This is a genomic window from Burkholderia pseudomultivorans (assembly GCF_001718415.1).
GTDB classification, from domain to species: Bacteria; Pseudomonadota; Gammaproteobacteria; order Burkholderiales; family Burkholderiaceae; genus Burkholderia; species Burkholderia pseudomultivorans_A.
On record NZ_CP013378.1, the window covers coordinates 3375295 to 3391442 of the forward strand.

A 16148-nucleotide genomic window follows, 5' to 3' on the forward strand; every position below is an offset into this window, starting at 1 on the left:
TGACGCCGCTCAGCGCACCCGCACCACCACCTTGCCGAACGCGCCGCGCTCGAGATGATCGAGCGCGGCCGGCAGTTCGTCGAACGCGTACTCGCGTTCGATCACCGGCGTCAGCTTCAGCCAGTCCACCGCGCGCACCAGGTCCTCGAGCGCGCGCCGGTGCGCGACGCCGATCCCCTGCACGGTCGCACGCCCCGTCAGCAGCGGATACACGGAGGTCGTCAGCGCATCGCCGCCGAGATTGCCGATCACCGACACGCGGCCGCCCTGCACAAGCGACGCCAGCGAACGCCCGAAATTGTCCGCGCCCGCGAGTTCGAGCACGTGATCGGCGCCGCGTCCGCCGGTAAGCGCGCGCACCTCGGCCGCCCAGTCGGGCGTGCGGGTGCGGTTGATCCCGTCGTGCGCGCCGAGCCGTTTCGCGCGTTCCAGCTTCGCGTCGCTGCCCGACACGACGATCACGCGCGCGCCCTGCGCATGCGCGATCTGCACCGCGAACAAGGCGACGCCGCCCGTGCCGATCACCACCACCGTATCGCCGGGCCGCGTCTTCGACGCTTCCGCGAGCGCATACCAGGCAGTCAGCCCCGCGCAGGTCAGCGTGCTCGCCTGCGCGGCGTCGAGCGTGCGCGGCGCCGCCACCAGCGAATCCTTGCCGAGCACCACGTATTCGGACAGCATGCCGGGGCCCGGCACGCCGAGCGGCACGCTGCCGCGCGGCTGCAGCCCGTCCTGCCAGCCGGTGAAGAAGGTGCTGATCACCGCGTCGCCGGGCGCAAAGCCGTCGACGTCCGCGCCGGTCGCGACGACTTGGCCGCGCATGTCCGAGCCGGGCACCAGCGGAAACGGCACCACCATCCCCATGCCGTCGCGCAGGATCAGCAGGTCGCGGTAGTTCAGCGCGACCGCATCCACGCGCACCAGCACGTCGCGCGGCCCCGGCACGGGCACCGGCACGCGCGCGAGTTCAAGGTGTTGACGACCGAAAGCCGGCGATTGCCAGCGCTGCATGAGGGACGACATGGCGACTCCGATAACGAAACAGGGAATCGGCAGGATAATGATTCCTCGATTCGCCATGTGGCGCGGTTTTCTCGACACAAAGTAGACAAAATGGAACCAATCTCGCACGACCGGCTGGCCGGCATCAGCGCATTCGTCGCCGCGGTCGACGCCGGCAGCTTCGCGCAGGCGGCCGCGCGGCTCGGACAGACGCGCTCGGCGGTCGGCAAGGCCATCGGCCGGCTCGAGGCGCGGCTCGGCACGCGGCTGTTCGTGCGCACCACGCGACGGCTCGCCTTGACCGACGACGGCCAGGCGTTCTACGAACGGTGCGCGCAGGCGCTGGAGGAACTCGACGCCGCGCAGCACATGCTCGAAGCGGGGCGTCGCGAAGCGGCCGGGCGGCTGCGCGTCAGTGCGCCCGTCGTGTTCGGGCGCCATCATCTGACGCCGCTGCTGCTCGATCTCGCGGACAGGCATCCGCGGCTGCAGGTCGAAGGACATTTCACCGATCGCGTGGTCGACTTCGCGGACGAAGGCGTCGACCTCGCCATCCGCAGCGGCGCGCTGCCCGACAGCGATACGCTGGTCGCGCGCCCGCTCGGCATGCAGGCGATGGTCGTCTGTGCGTCGCCGGCATACCTGCGCGCGCATGCCGCGCCGCGCAGCACGGCCGAGCTCGGCGCGCACCGCTGCATCGTCTATCTGCACGGCGGCCGCGCAAATCCGTGGACGTTGACGGAGCCGGATGGTCGCGTCGTGCAGCCCGCGCTGCCCTATCGGCTCGGTTTCGACGACATCGACAGCCTGGTCGCGGCCGCGATGCGCGGTGCGGGGCTGGTGCACGTCCCCGAATGGCTGGTGCGCGATGCGCTGCGCACGGGCGCGCTGGTGCGCGTGATGGACCACATGGCGTCGGCCGGCACGCCGATGCACGTGGTGTGGCCCGCGACGCGGTTTCTGCCGTACAAGTTGCGCGTGGCGATCGATGCGGTGCTGACGGCGCTTCCGCCGCTGCTCGCGAAGTAAGCGGCCGGTTTCGGCGCGCGGCGGCGCATCACGACGTCACGCGTTGTCGTCGTTCACTTGCGATGGCGCATCAGGTCGCGCAGGGCGTCCAGCGCGGCATACCCGCCGAAGCCGAGCGCGACCGCGACGAACGGCACGCCGATCGCACACAGGATCAGGATCGCGCCCCACTGCTCGCCGAAACTGCGCACGACCGCATGGTCGGGATTGCGCGGGTCGTAGAGCACGCGCACGGTGTCGCCGGTATTCAGCGTGTTGCCGGTCGAAGACGAGCCTTGCGCGAAGGTGACGGTCCGGCCGGTGTCCGTCCTGAACGCGACGATCGCCGAATACAAGCTGCCGGCCTCCCGGCCGCTGCGCCTGCGTTCGGCCATTTCGACGACCTGCCCGGTCGTGTGGACGTAATCGCGAATCTGCTGCTGGTTGTGCAGGTAGAGCGCAGCCGCGCCGCCCAACGCGCCTCCGCCGAGCAGCAGCGGCAGTCCGACGACGACCGCGAGCCCGGCCCAGATGCTCATCTCTTCGGCCCGCGGTTCGGACCGGGCCGCAGCTCGACGCTCGGCCTCGGCGGCCAGAGCCTGCCCCGACGACGCGGACGGGCCGTCCCGTGCGAACAGCATGCCGATCCCGGCGAATACGACGCCGACGACGGTCAGGATCAGGATCCCGAACCAACGCTCGAAGAACCCGGCGAATATCACGCCGTCCGCCGGATGGGCCGGATCGTAGTAAAGCCGGGCCTGGTCACCGCGGTTCGCGCCCGGCGACGTCGACGCGAGATGCCCGGTCACCTTCACGACCTCGCCATCGGCCGTCACGAACTGATAGACCGTCCGATAGTGGCCGGTGTCGTAACCGTCGTGCGAAAAGCCGACGACGACGGCCTCGGCAGCCACCATCCGGTGAGTGGCCGCGATCGACGTATAGATCCAGACGGCCGCGCTCGCCAGCAGTACCACGCCGATCAGCAGGAACACGTTCACGCGCCGGCGCGCATGAGCGCGCGCCACGTCGGTCGCATGCTTCGGCATCATTGTCCCGCCGGCCCGGCCTGAATCAACGCGCAGCGACAGCGCGCGTCGGCGCCATTCTTGCCCGGCGGCGCATTCGTGTCGGTGCGCGCCATCGCGGCAGACGACGAAAGCAGTGCCCCGCCGATCCGCAGCCGATTCGCGCCTTTCCGAATCGATACCCGCACTTTTCTTCTTGTCGAACCGGCTCTCGCCACGCTGTCGCTCCGTGATGCCTCTGTCGGGCGACATGATACCGTCCGCAGCGCTCGCCTCCGCAAACCGTCGCTCGCAGCCCGCCACGCGCACTCGCGCGAACGATTCGCCCCGGCGCCGTCACGATCGCCTCACCGCGCCACCACCCGATTCCGCCCCTCCCGCTTCGCCTGATACAGCCGCTCGTCGACCGCCCGCAGCAACGCATCGACCGTACTCCCGTCGACGCCATACTGCGCGACGCCGACGCTGACCGTCACCTGCACGCGCTTGAAGTCGAGCCCGAACGGCGAACTCGCGATCGACGAACGCACCCGTTCGGCCGTCATCCGTGCGCCTTCGAGCGGCATCTCCGGCAACAGCGCCATGAACTCCTCGCCGCCGACCCGCGCGAGCCCGCCCGCGGGCCGGATCGCGTCGAGGCACTGGCGCACGACGCCGCGCAGCACTTCGTCGCCGATCTGATGCCCGTATGCATCGTTGATGTTCTTGAAGTTGTCGAGATCGAGCGCGAGCAGGCAGAACGGCGTGCCGTCGCGCTCCGCGCGCACGATCTCGCGTTCGACCTGCGCGATGAACTGGCGCCGGTTCGACGCGCCCGTCATCGGATCGGTCGCGGCCATGTATTCGAGTTTCTGGTTCGTGCGGCGCAGTTCCTGCAGTGCGCTCTCGGTGCGCGCCATCGATTCCGACAGCCGGCTCATCAGGTCTTCCTGGCTGTAGATCGCGGAGAACGAGCGGGTCGTCTGCAGCGCCTGCACCACGCCATAGCTGAGCAGGAAGAAGCCGCCCGCGAAAATCGCATGCGCGAGCCACCACATGTGATTCCACGGCTTGCCGAGAATGAACGCGAGCGACGACAGCGCGAACGCCATGATCGACACGCCGTAGATCACCATCAGCGGCGAACGGATCCGGCGCGCGAGCAGCACGCCGACGTTCAGCAGCGAGAACACCAGCGCGCCGCCCTCCATCGACAGCCGCGTGCCGAGCGCGCCCGCCACCGGCGAATACGCGACGTACGCGACCGCGACATCGACCAGCGCGAAAAACACGACCCACGGCAGCCACGTGCGGACGCTCGTGCGCTTCTCGATGCGGTCCGACGGGCGCGAGTACGACATCAGGCCGATCAGCAGCAGGATCGACATCACGAGCCGCGACGCGGGCCCGTACAGCAGGAACAGCCAGATGTTGTGATGCGCCATCCCGGTGAACATGCCGTGCAGCGCATAGATCACCGCGAAGCCGAGGAAGCCGAGCGTCAGCCAGCGCAGCAGCGGCTCGCCCGACGACCGGTAGCAGACCCAAGTCACGTACGTGACGAACGCGCCCTCGAGCGTCGCGGCCGCGATTGCGATTTCATGGAAGGCGTGATTCTCGAATGTCAGGCGCGAGTCGCCGAAGAACCACAGATAGGCGATCAGATAGGCCGGCAGCAACGCGAATCCGACCAGCAGGCATTTTGCGTAAAGCCGCGCGGCCGCGCTGACGACGCGCGGCGGCTCCCCGGCTGCATAAGTCGTGCTCAATTCGGTCCCCGATCGATCTGCTGCGTGGTTCCGGCACCGGGACGCACGGCGCATCGCCTGTGGCCGGCGAGCGGACACGCGTCGCGCGCCGGCACGATGCGCGCCAGCCGTCCCGCCGAAAGGCAAACGTCAGAGCAAGTATAGGTGCGGCAATTCGTTTGACAAGTCAGGGGAAACGGCATTGCCAAATGGATGCAGATTGCCTACCGTCCGGCTCGAATGGCCGGCCGCACCGGCCGTTCGCGCGGGCGTCGCGGCCGCAGGCTTCGACGCAGCGAAGCCGCGGCCGGCGCCCGGCAAATATCAGACGATTTCGAACAGCCCGGCGGCGCCCTGTCCGCCGCCGATGCACATCGTGACGACCGCGTATTTGACGCCGCGCCGCTTGCCTTCGATCAGCGCATGGCCGGTCAGGCGCGCGCCCGACACGCCGTAGGGATGGCCGACCGCGATCGCGCCGCCGTTTACGTTCAGGCGATCCTCAGGAATCCCCAGCGTGTCGCGGCAGTACAGCACCTGCACCGCGAACGCTTCGTTCAGCTCCCACAGACCGATGTCGTCGACCGTCAGGCCGGCCCGCTTCAGCAGCTTCGGCACCGCGAACACGGGGCCGATGCCCATCTCGTCGGGTTCGCAGCCGGCCACCGCGAAGCCGCGGAACACGCCGAGCGGCTGCAGCCCTTCGCGCTGCGCGAGATCCGCGTTCATCACCACGCACGCGGCGGCGCCGTCGGAGAACTGGCTCGCGTTGCCCGCGGTGATCACGCCGCCCGGCACGGCCGAACGGATCTTCGACACGCCTTCGAGCGTCGTGTCGGGCCGGATGCCCTCGTCGGCCGATACCGTCACTTCCTTCGTGAACAGGCGGCCGGTCGCCTTGTCGGCGATGCCGGCGCGCACGGTGATCGGCACGATCTCGTCGCGGAACAACCCGGCCTCCTGCGCCGCCGCGGCCTTCAGCTGCGAGCCCACGCCGTACTCGTCCTGCCGCTCCTTCGAGATGCCGTAGCGCTTCGCGACGTTCTCGGCGGTCTGCAGCATGTTCCAGTAGATCTCGGGCTTGTGCTCGAGCAGCCAGCCTTCCTGCACCATGTGCCGGTTCATCTCGTTCTGCACGCACGAGATCGATTCGACGCCGCCGGCGACATACACGTCGCCCTCGCCCGCGATGATCCGCTGCGCGGCGAGCGCGATCGTCTGCAGCCCTGACGAGCAGAAACGGTTCACCGTCATGCCCGGCACCGTCACCGGCAGCCCGGCGCGCAGCGCGATCTGCCGCGCGATATTGGCGCCGGTCGCGCCTTCGGGATTCGCGCAGCCCATGATCACGTCCTCGGCGCGGGCCGGGTCGAGCTTCGCGCGTTCGAGCGCGGCCGCGACCACGTGGCCGCCGAGCGTCGCGCCATGCGTCATGTTGAATGCGCCGCGCCACGATTTCGCGAGCGGCGTGCGTGCGGTCGAAACGATTACGGCTTCGGTCATGCGAGTCTCCTTCGGTCCTGCTTCATGTCCTGAATCGAACGGGAATGCGCTACGCCGTCGGGCGCGCGCCCGCGGACGTCACATGCGCGACGCCCGCCGCCTGCATCTGCTGCCATGCGTGCGCGAGCGACCCGTTGAGGTCGATCGCCCGGCACGCATCGTTGATTACCGCGGCCTCGAAGCCCGCCGCGCGCGCGTCGAGCGCCGACCAGGCGACGCAATAGTCGGTCGCGAGCCCGCAGCACCACACGCGCTTCGCGCCGATCTCGCGCAGATAGCCGGCAAGCCCGGTGCGCGTCGTGCGGTCGGCTTCGACGAACGCGGAATAGCTGTCGACCTGCGCGTCGCAGCCCTTGCGGATCACGAGTTGCGCATGCGGAATGTCGAGGTCGCGATGCAGCGCCGCGCCGTCGGTGTCCTGCACGCAGTGCACGGGCCACAGCACCTGTTCGCCGTACGGCAGCGCGACCGTCGAGAACGGCTCGCGCCCCGGATGGTTCGCCGCGAACGACACGTGGTCGCGCGGATGCCAGTCCTGCGTCACCACGACCCGGTCGAAGCGCCGCGCGAGCGCGTTGATCACGGGCACGACCGCGTCGCCGTCCGCCACCGCGAGCGCGCCGCCCGGCATGAAGTCGTACTGCACGTCGATCACGAGCAGCACGTCGTCGGTGCGTTTCATTGCGTGTCTCCTTGCAAGGCCGGTTGCGCGATCGCGCGACCGGCGTCAGCCGTTGAACCCGCGCCCGGCCTTCGCGAGCTCGGCGATCGACGGCGCGAGCTGCCACGCGTCGCCGTTCGGCGCAGCCGCATAGCGGCGAATCGCGCGCTCGACGTTGTACAGGCCGACCATGTCGGCGTACAGCATCGGGCCGCCTCGCCACAGCGGAAAGCCATAGCCGGTCAGATAAACCATGTCGATGTCGGACGCCTTCGACGCGATCTTCTCCTCGAGGATCTTCGCGCCTTCGTTGACGAGCGCGAACACGAGCCGCTCGACGATCTCGTCGTCGCCGATCCTGCGCCGCTCGATGCCGCGCTCCTGCGAATACGCGACGACCATTTCGTCCACCAGCGCCGACGGCCTGGCCTTGCGGTCGCCCGGCACGTAGTCGTACCAGCCGGCGCCCGTCTTCTGGCCGAAGCGACCCTGCTCGCACAGCCGGTCGGCGATCTTCGAATAATGGAGGTCGGGCTTCTCGACATAGCGGCGCTTGCGGATCGCCCAGCCGATGTCGTTGCCCGCGAGGTCGCTCATCCGGAACGGGCCCATCGCGAAACCGAACTTCTCGATCGCGCGATCGACCTGCGCGGGCAGCGCGCCTTCCTCGAGCATGAACAGCGCCTGGCGGATGTACTGCTCGATCATCCGGTTGCCGATGAAGCCGTCGCACACGCCGGACACGACCGCCGTCTTGCGGATCTTCTTCGCGACCGCCATCACGGTCGCGAGCACGTCCTTCGCGGTCTGCGCGCCGCGCACGACTTCGAGCAGCTTCATCACGTTCGCCGGGCTGAAGAAATGCATGCCGACCACGTCCTGCGGACGCTTCGTGAACGCGGCGATCTTGTCGACGTCGAGCGTCGACGTGTTCGACGCGAGGATCGCGCCGCGCTTCGCGACTTCATCGAGCTTGCGGAACACCTGCTCCTTCACGCCGAGTTCCTCGAACACGGCCTCGATGATCAGGTCCGCGTCCTTCAGGTCGTCGTAGGACAGCGTCGGCGCAATCAGCGCCATGCGCGCATCGAGCTTCTCCTGCGTGAGCTTGCCCTTCTTCACCTGCGCGTCGTAGTTCTTGCGGATCGTCGCCAGCCCGCGGTCGAGCGCGTCCTGCTTCGTTTCGAGCAGCGTGACGGGCAGCCCCGCGTTGACGAAGTTCATCGCGATCCCGCCGCCCATCGTGCCCGCGCCGATCACCGCGACGCGGCGGATCTCGCGCAGCGGCGTATCGGCCGGCACGTCGGGAATCTTGCTCGCCGCGCGCTCGCCGAAGAACGCGTGCCGCAGCGCGCGGCTTTCCGGCGTCATCATCAGCGCGACGAAGCCCTCGCGCTCCGCGATGCTGCCCTTGTCGAAACCGTTCAGCACGCCCGCCTCGATCGCGTCGATGCACTTGTGCGGCGCGGGGAAATTCGGCGCGGCGGCCTTCGCGGAATTGCGCGCGAACTGGATGAAACCCGCGGCATTCTCGTGCACGATCTTGCGGTCGCGCACACGCGGATGCAGCCCCGGCTGCGCGCCGACCTTGCGCGCGAACGCGACGGCCGCGTCGAGCAGCTCGCCGTCGACCATCTCGTCGAACAGCCCGCTTTTCGCGAGCTGCTCCGATGGCACCGGCGCGCCCGACACGATCATGTTCAGGGCCGTTTCGAGCCCGACCGCGCGCGGCAGGCGCTGCGTGCCGCCCGCCCCCGGCAGCAGCCCGAGCTTCACCTCGGGCAGCGCGACCTGCGCGCCGGGCGCCGCGACGCGATAGTGCGCGCCGAGCGCGAGTTCGAGGCCGCCGCCCATCACGACGCTGTGCAGCGCCGCGACGACCGGCTTCGCGCTGGCTTCCACCGCGCGGATCACGGTATGCAGCGTCGGCTCCTGCAGCGCCTTCGGCGTATTGAATTCGGTGATGTCGGCGCCGCCCGAGAACGCACGGCCCGCGCCCGTCAGCACGATCGCCGTGACCGACGGATCCTGCGCGGCGCGATCGAGCGCGTCCATGACGCCCAGCCGCGTCGACAGGTCGAGCCCGTTGACGGGCGGATTGTTGAGCGTGATGACGGCCACGCCGTCGCGAGTCGAGTAATCCACTGCCATCTGCCTGCCTCCATGCATCGCGCGCCGGGGTGGCTGCGCTTCATTGTGCGCGGTCGAACGGCCGCATGTCCGGATCGAACGGAGGCAGCATACAACGAAAAAGCACGGTCGTTCAATTTGATTTTTTCCCGATCCGGGGGCCGGATCGGGCGACCGCGCGCAGCGCAAACCGGCGCTACGACTCGCAGACCGCGGTCGGCAGCACGTAGTCGCGGAAGGTCTCGCGCAGCTTCAGCTTCTGCAGCTTGCCGGTCGCGGTGTGCGGCAGCGATTCGACGAACACGACATCGTCCGGAATCCACCATTTCGCGACCTTGCCTTCGTAGAACGCGAGCAGCGCCTCGCGGCTCAGGTTCGCGCCGTCGCGCGGCACCACGACGAGCAGCGGGCGCTCGGTCCATTTCGGGTGCGCGCACGCGATGCACGCGGCCTCGGCGACGCCCGGATGCGCGATCGCGACGTTCTCGATATCGATCGAGCTGATCCATTCGCCACCCGACTTGATCACGTCCTTGCTGCGGTCGGTAATCTGCAGGAAGCCGTCGGGGTCGATCGTCGCGACGTCGCCGGTCGGGAACCAGCCGTCCGCGAGCGGCGATTCGTCGCTGCGGAAGTAGTGGTCGATCACCCACGGCCCACGCACCTGCAGCTCGCCGAACGCGACGCCGTCCCACGGCAGCTCGCGCCCGTCCTCGCCGACGATCCGCATGTCGACGCCGCAGATCACGCGCCCCTGTTTCTCGAGCAGCCGGCGCTGCGCGTCGAGCGGACGCTGCGACTGTGCCCAGTTCAGCTTCGCGAGCGTGCCGAGCGGCGACAGCTCGGTCATTCCCCACGCATGGATCACGCGCACGCCGTATTCGTCCTCGAACGTGCGCAGCATCGCGGGCGGGCACGCGGAGCCGCCGATCACCGTGCGGTTCAGCGTCGAAAAGCGCACGCCGGCCTCGCGCATGTAGTTCAGCAGCCCGAGCCACACGGTCGGCACGCCCGCGGAGAACGTCACGCGCTCGGCCTCCATCAGTTCATAGAGCGACTTCCCGTCGAGATCCTTGCCGGGCAGCACCAGCTTGCCGCCGGTCAGCGGCACCGCATACGGCAGCCCCCACGCGTTGACGTGGAACATCGGCACCACCGGCAGCACCGCGTCCATCGCGGACAGGTTCATCGCATCGGGCAGCGCGGCGCCGTAGGCATGCAGCACCGTCGAGCGATGCGAGTACAGCACGCCCTTCGGATTGCCGGTCGTGCCCGACGTGTAGCAAAGCCCCGACGCCTGCTGCTCGTCGAGGCGCGGCCAGTCGTAGCGGCCGTCCTCGGCGTCGACGAGCGTTTCGTAGCACAGGGTCGGCGTCGCGCCCGACGGCAGGTGCGCGGCATCGGTCATCGCGATCCAGCCCTTCACCTGCGGGCACTGCGGCGCGATCTGGTCGACCAGCGGCGCGAAATTCAGGTCGAACAGCACGTAGCGGTCTTCCGCGTGATTGACGATGTACGCGATCTGCTCGGGAAACAGCCGCGGGTTGATCGTGTGGCACACGGCGCCCATCCCGCCGATCGCGTAATACGCTTCGAGATGGCGGTAGCCGTTCCAGGCCAGCGTGCCGACGCGGTCGCCGGATGCGACGCCGAGCCGCGCGAGCGCCTGGGCGAGCTGCTTCGCGCGGCGTTCGCAATCGCGATATGTATAGCGGTGCAGGTCGCCCTCCACGCGCTTCGACACGATCTCCGTGTCGCCCGCGTGACGCGCGGCATGCGCGATCAGCGAGGACACCAGCAGCGGCATGTCCATCATCTGGCCCAGCAACGGCTTACCCATCGTCTTGTTCTCCCTGAAGGACGCGAATCGGTGAACAGCCTCGAACCGGCGGCGCCCGTCGACGGCCCGGACGGGCCCGGCGCTGCGCGCGCGGGCCGCCATGCGGGCGGCGCGGCGCCGCCTTACAATATCGGCTTACCCAGAGGCGCTCAACATGTCGTTTTCCCGAAGCGCAGCCGACCCGGCTGACACCCTGCCCGACCTCGCCGCCACGCTCGGCGCGCCCGCCGACGACGCGTTCGTCCGGCTCGGCGACGCGTTTCATACGCGCCTGCCGGCCGCGCCGCTGCCCGCGCCGTACGTGGTCGGCTTTTCCGACGAAGTCGCGCGGCTGCTCGGCCTGCCCGCGTCGCTCGCCGCGCAGCCCGGCTTCGCCGAGCTGTTCGCCGGCAATCCGACGCGCGACTGGCCCGCGCACGCGCTGCCGTATGCATCGGTGTACTCGGGCCACCAGTTCGGCGTATGGGCCGGCCAGCTCGGCGACGGCCGCGCGCTGACGGTCGGCGAGCTGGCCGGCGCCGACGGCCGCCGCTACGAGCTGCAGCTGAAGGGCGGCGGGCGCACGCCGTATTCGCGCATGGGCGACGGCCGCGCGGTGCTGCGCTCGTCGATCCGCGAATTCCTCTGCTCGGAAGCGATGCATCACCTCGGCATTCCGACCACGCGCGCGCTGACGGTGATCGGCTCGGACCAGCCGGTGATCCGCGAGGAAATCGAGACGTCGGCCGTCGTCACGCGCGTGTCCGAAAGCTTCGTGCGCTTCGGCCACTTCGAGCACTTCTTCTCGAACGATCGCCCCGACCTGCTGCGCCAGCTCGCCGATCACGTGATCGACCGCTTCTATCCCGACTGCCGCGACGCCGACGATCCATATCTCGCGCTGCTCGAAGCCGCGACGCTGCGCACGGCCGACCTCGTCGCGCAATGGCAGGCCGTCGGCTTCTGCCACGGCGTGATGAACACCGACAACATGTCGATCCTCGGCCTGACGATCGACTACGGCCCGTTCGGCTTCGTCGACGCGTTCGACGCGAACCACATCTGCAACCACTCGGACACGAGCGGCCGCTACGCGTACCGGATGCAGCCGCGCATCGCGCACTGGAACTGCTACTGCCTCGCGCAGGCGCTGCTGCCGCTGATCGGGTTGCAGCACGGCATCGCCGACGACGATGCGCGCGCCGAACGCGCGGTCGAGGACGCGCAGGCCGTGCTCGCGAAATTCCCGGAGCGTTTCGGCCCCGCGCTCGAACGCGCGATGCGCGCGAAGCTCGGCCTCGAACTCGAACGCGAGAACGACGCGGCGCTCGCGAACCAGCTGCTCGAGACGATGCATGCGAGCCGCGCGGACTTCACGCTGACGTTCCGCCGCCTCGCGCAGCTGTCGAAGCACGACGCGAGCCGCGACGCGCCGGTGCGCGACCTGTTCATCGATCGCGAGGCGTTCGATGCCTGGGCGAACCTCTACCGCGCGCGGCTGTCCGACGAAACGCGCGACGACGCCGCACGCGCCGCCGCGATGAATCGCGTGAACCCGAAGTACGTATTGCGCAACCATCTGGCCGAAGTCGCGATCCGGCGCGCGAAGGAAAAGGATTTTTCCGAAGTCGAGCGGCTCGCGCAGGTGCTGCGCCGCCCGTTCGACGAACAGCCGGAGCACGAATCGTACGCAGCGCTGCCGCCCGACTGGGCCGGCTCGCTCGAAGTGAGCTGCTCGTCGTAACCCGCGCATATCGACCGACCGATCAGGAGAACCCCACATGTCCCACGATTCCGACGACAAGACCTTCCCTTACCGGAAGGACGACGCCGAGCTGCGCCGCCGCCTCACGCCGCTGCAGTACGAGGTCACGCAGCATGCGGCGACCGAGCGTGCCTTCACCGGCGAATACACCGACACCGAAGACGCCGGCATCTACCGCTGCGTCGTCTGCAGCACGCCGCTGTTCGAGTCGGGCGCGAAATTCCACTCGGGCTGCGGCTGGCCCAGCTACTTCAAGCCGCTGAACGGCGAGGTGATCGACGAGCGCATCGACCGCTCGCACGGGATGGTGCGCGTCGAGGTCCGCTGCAACCATTGCGGCGCGCATCTCGGCCACGTGTTCGAGGACGGCCCGCGCGACAAGACCGGTTTGCGGTACTGCATCAATTCGGCTGCGTTAAACTTCGAGTCCCGACCCGAAAACGAATGAGCGGCGCCGGGCGGATCGGCGAGGCGACCCTCGCGGGGCGACCTTTCGCGGCGCGGCCCGCGCGGCTTGCCGCGATCCGCCCCGGCGGCGCCCGGCGGGTCCCTACAACGGTGAAAGGCCGGCCTTTCACGCAGCTGCGAGCGCCATGAAATTCCTGTTCGATCTGTTTCCGATCATCCTGTTTTTCGCCGCCTTCAAGGTCTGGGGCATCTTCACCGCCACCGCCGTCGCGATCGCCGCGACACTGGCCCAGGTCGCCTGGGTCGCCTTCCGGCACCGGAAGGTCGACACGATGCTGTGGGTCAGCCTCGGCGTGATCGTCGTCTTCGGTGGCGCCACCCTCGTCCTGCACGACGAGAAATTCATTCAATGGAAACCGACTGTGCTGTACTGGCTGTTTGCGATCGGGCTGCTCGCCGCGCGCTATGCGTTCGGCAACAACCTGATCGAGAAGATGATGGGCAAGCAGCTGACGCTGCCGCATCCCGTGTGGGACAAGCTCAACGTTGCGTGGGCGCTGTTCTTCGCCGTGCTCGGCGTGGCGAACCTGTACGTGGTGCACAACTTCACCGAATCGCAATGGGTGAACTTCAAGCTGTTCGGCACGACGGGCGCGATGGTGGTGTTCATCATCCTGCAGAGCCTGTGGCTCACGAAGTACCTGAAGGACGAATGACATGACGGACGCTTTTCTCGATGCATCGCCCGACGCGCGCATCGCGCTGATCGAGGCGCGCCTGACCGCCGCGCTGTCGCCCGCCTCGCTCGCGGTGCGCGACGACAGCGCGCAGCACGCGGGCCACGCCGGCGCCGCGGCAGGCGGCCACTACACGGTCACGATCGTGTCGGCCGCGTTCGCCGGCAAGCCGCGCGTCGCGCGGCACCGGCTGGTGTATGATGCGCTCGCCGATGCGATGCAGCGCGGCATTCACGCGCTCGCGATCGTGGCTTACACGCCCGAAGAATTCAACGAATCTTCCATCAAGTCTCATTAGGAATTCCCGATGATCCTGAAATCCCCCCGCCTGTGGGTCGCAGCGGCCGCGTTTGCCGCCGCGCCGGCCTTCGCCCAGAACATCGCCGTCGTCAACGGCACGCCGATCCCGAAGTCGCGCGCCGACGCGATGGTCGCGCAGCTCGTCCAGCAAGGCCAAACCGACAGCCCGCAACTGCAGCAGGCCGTGCGTCAGGAACTCGTGAACCGCGAAATCCTGATGCAGGAAGCGATTCGCCGCGGCATCCCGAACCGGGCCGACGTGAAGGCGCAGGTCGCCGTCGCACAGCAGACCGTCGTGCTGCGCGCGATGATCGAGGACTTCCTGAAGAAGAACCAGCCGACCGACGCCGAAGTGAAGGCGCGCTACGACGATCTCGTGAAGGGCGTCGGCGGCAACCGCGAATATCATCTGCACCACATCCTCGTCGACAACGAGCAGCAGGCGAAGGACCTGATCGCGAAGATCAAGGCCGGCGCGAAGTTCGAGGATCTGGCCAAGCAGTACTCGAAGGATCCGGGCTCGGGCAAGAACGGCGGCGACCTCGACTGGTCCGACCCGAAGGCGTACGTGCCGGAATTCGCGGCGGCCGCGCAGAAGCTGCAGAAGGGCCAGATGACCGACGAGCCGGTGAAGACGCAGTTCGGCTGGCACATCATCCGCGTCGACGACATTCGCGACGTCGCCCCGCCGCCGTTCGACCAGGTGAAGGCGCAGATCGCACAGCAGCTCGTGCAGCAGAAGCTGCAGGCGTTCGAGGAAGGCCTGCGCCAGCAGGCGAAGATCCAGTAACACCGGCGGCGAACATCGCCGGTGCCAGGGCCGCTCCTCGGAGCGGCCTTTTTCATTTCACGCGCCGCCGCGCTACGCCTCCACCGCGCCTGCCCGCCTCGGCCGCCCCGTCGCCAGCACCTTCGCGAAAAACGCCAGCACCGGCCGCTCGACCAGCCGGTAAGCGCCGGCGCCGAGCGCCGCGGCGAGCGCGATCCCGCCCGCGACGATCCAGTCCGCGCCGATCTGCTGGCCGGCACCGTGCTTGAGCGCCGTCGCAATGCCCGCCACGACGAAACCGTGTGTCAGGTAGATCGAATACGACGCGTCGCCGAGAAACACGAGGCCGCGCAAGCCGACCGGCCGCACGCTGTCGATCAGCACCGCGCCCAGCACCAGCATGAACGCGGGGCCGCCATAAAGCAGCGCGCGCGGCGCGTGGCCGACGAACAGTTCCATCGGCGGATTGCCGACCCCGTCCGCGCCGGCCAGTGCCGCGCCGAACAGGCCCAGCACCCCGGCGCCGGCCAGCAGCACGCCGGTGCGCAACGTCGCGGCGCGCGTCCAGCCTGCGCGAACATGCGCATACGCCATCGCCGCGACGATGCCGAGCAGGAATTCGACGATCAGCTGCGCGCAGGTCAGCGTCGTGACCGAGGTCGGCGCGTCGAGCAGATAGCTGGCCAGGCCGATCGTCAGGAACACGCCCGCGAGAAACGGCAGCAACAGGCGGCGCAGCCCCAGCGCGATGGCAGCGGCGAATGCGAGGTAAAAGTAGAACTCGTAGCCGAGCGTCCAGCCCTGTTCGAGAAACGGCCGCCAGACGCCGTCCTGGTTCGGCGCGGGCCACAGCAGGTACGAGCAGATCAGGTAATGCAGCGTCGGATGGTGTGTCTTCAGGACCGCGTGCATGCCCCACATCGCGACGAGCGCCGTGGTCCACAGCCAGTACAGCGGATAGATCCGCAGCGCCCGCCGCTGCAGGAAACGGCCGGCTGCCGCGCCGCCTGCGCTGTCGTGCCGGTGCGTGTGGAAGATGATGAAGCCGCTGATCACGAAGAACAGATCGACGCCCGCGTTGCCGATCGCAGCGAAATTGCGCGTATTGATCCACGCGGGTGCGTGATGATAGGTCGTCATCGCCGCCGCGAAATGCCAGAACGCCACCAGGAACGCCGCGACGGCCCGCAGGATCTGGATCGAATGCAGGTGCGCGTGCGCGCCGCGCGAACTGCCGCCGTTGCTGTCCGGTTTCATCGGGTTGCCTCCGTTCAAGCGAGCAGCGTAG

The 16148-nt window shown here is 68.5% G+C and carries 14 protein-coding genes; 6 read left to right on the top strand and 8 right to left on the bottom strand.

Going from position 1 to position 16148, the window contains the following annotated elements; all coding sequences use genetic code 11:
- Positions 1-9: 9 nt before the first annotated feature.
- Positions 10-1023 carry a zinc-dependent alcohol dehydrogenase family protein gene (locus WS57_RS27895; protein WP_208610307.1) on the bottom strand — a complete coding sequence of 338 codons (1014 nt, stop codon included), beginning with the start codon at positions 1021-1023 and terminating at the stop codon, positions 10-12.
- Positions 1024-1113: 90 nt separating this feature from the next.
- Between WS57_RS27895 and WS57_RS27900 the strand changes: the two genes are divergently transcribed.
- Positions 1114-2031: a LysR family transcriptional regulator gene (locus tag WS57_RS27900; RefSeq protein WP_009695807.1), complete on the top strand. Its 918-nt coding sequence runs from the start codon at positions 1114-1116 to the stop codon at positions 2029-2031.
- Between the two features lie 53 nt (positions 2032-2084).
- Here WS57_RS27900 and WS57_RS27905 read toward each other — a convergent pair whose 3' ends face one another.
- From WS57_RS27905 to WS57_RS27930, 6 genes are all read right to left on the bottom strand, one after another.
- Positions 2085-3344: a DUF3592 domain-containing protein gene (locus tag WS57_RS27905; protein WP_081061670.1), complete on the bottom strand. Its 1260-nt coding sequence runs from the start codon at positions 3342-3344 to the stop codon at positions 2085-2087.
- Positions 3345-3388: 44 nt separating this feature from the next.
- Positions 3389-4789 carry a GGDEF domain-containing protein gene (locus tag WS57_RS27910; protein WP_059512760.1) on the bottom strand — a complete coding sequence of 467 codons (1401 nt, stop codon included), beginning with the start codon at positions 4787-4789 and terminating at the stop codon, positions 3389-3391.
- A gap of 303 nt (positions 4790-5092) precedes the next feature.
- Positions 5093-6271 carry an acetyl-CoA C-acyltransferase gene (locus WS57_RS27915; RefSeq protein ID WP_040127565.1) on the bottom strand — a complete coding sequence of 393 codons (1179 nt, stop codon included), beginning with the start codon at positions 6269-6271 and terminating at the stop codon, positions 5093-5095.
- A 49-nt stretch (positions 6272-6320) separates the two neighbouring features.
- Positions 6321-6953: a bifunctional nicotinamidase/pyrazinamidase gene (gene pncA, locus WS57_RS27920; RefSeq protein ID WP_040127566.1), complete on the bottom strand. Its 633-nt coding sequence runs from the start codon at positions 6951-6953 to the stop codon at positions 6321-6323.
- Between the two features lie 45 nt (positions 6954-6998).
- Positions 6999-9083, bottom strand: a complete 2085-nt coding sequence (locus tag WS57_RS27925; RefSeq protein WP_069245497.1) for a 3-hydroxyacyl-CoA dehydrogenase NAD-binding domain-containing protein — start codon at positions 9081-9083, stop codon at positions 6999-7001.
- 175 nt (positions 9084-9258) lie between these two features.
- Complete coding sequence (locus WS57_RS27930; protein ID WP_069245128.1) at positions 9259-10902, bottom strand: 3-(methylthio)propionyl-CoA ligase; 1644 nt, start codon at positions 10900-10902, stop codon at positions 9259-9261.
- A gap of 154 nt (positions 10903-11056) precedes the next feature.
- Here WS57_RS27930 and WS57_RS27935 point away from each other — a divergent pair, with 154 nt between their 5' ends.
- The 5 genes from WS57_RS27935 to WS57_RS27955 all read left to right on the top strand — a co-directional run bounded on the left by WS57_RS27935 (position 11057) and on the right by WS57_RS27955 (position 14881).
- Entirely contained in the window at positions 11057-12625 is a 1569-nt protein-coding gene (locus WS57_RS27935; RefSeq protein WP_059477799.1) for a protein adenylyltransferase SelO, read from the top strand.
- A 37-nt stretch (positions 12626-12662) separates the two neighbouring features.
- Positions 12663-13094, top strand: coding sequence for a peptide-methionine (R)-S-oxide reductase MsrB (gene msrB, locus WS57_RS27940; protein ID WP_009691197.1), 432 nt, complete (start codon positions 12663-12665; stop codon positions 13092-13094).
- A 145-nt stretch (positions 13095-13239) separates the two neighbouring features.
- Positions 13240-13770: a septation protein A gene (locus tag WS57_RS27945; RefSeq protein WP_006402253.1), complete on the top strand. Its 531-nt coding sequence runs from the start codon at positions 13240-13242 to the stop codon at positions 13768-13770.
- 1 nt (position 13771) lies between these two features.
- On the top strand, positions 13772-14089 hold the full coding sequence (locus WS57_RS27950) for a BolA family protein (protein WP_040127570.1): 318 nt from the start codon (positions 13772-13774) through the stop codon (positions 14087-14089).
- Between the two features lie 9 nt (positions 14090-14098).
- Positions 14099-14881 (top strand): peptidylprolyl isomerase, encoded by a 783-nt coding sequence (locus WS57_RS27955; protein WP_059477800.1) that lies wholly within the window; start codon positions 14099-14101, stop codon positions 14879-14881.
- Between the two features lie 72 nt (positions 14882-14953).
- Here the strand turns inward: WS57_RS27955 and WS57_RS27960 are convergent, their stop codons facing one another.
- On the bottom strand, positions 14954-16117 hold the full coding sequence (locus WS57_RS27960; RefSeq protein WP_069245129.1) for an acyltransferase family protein: 1164 nt from the start codon (positions 16115-16117) through the stop codon (positions 14954-14956).
- Positions 16118-16148 lie beyond the last annotated feature (31 nt).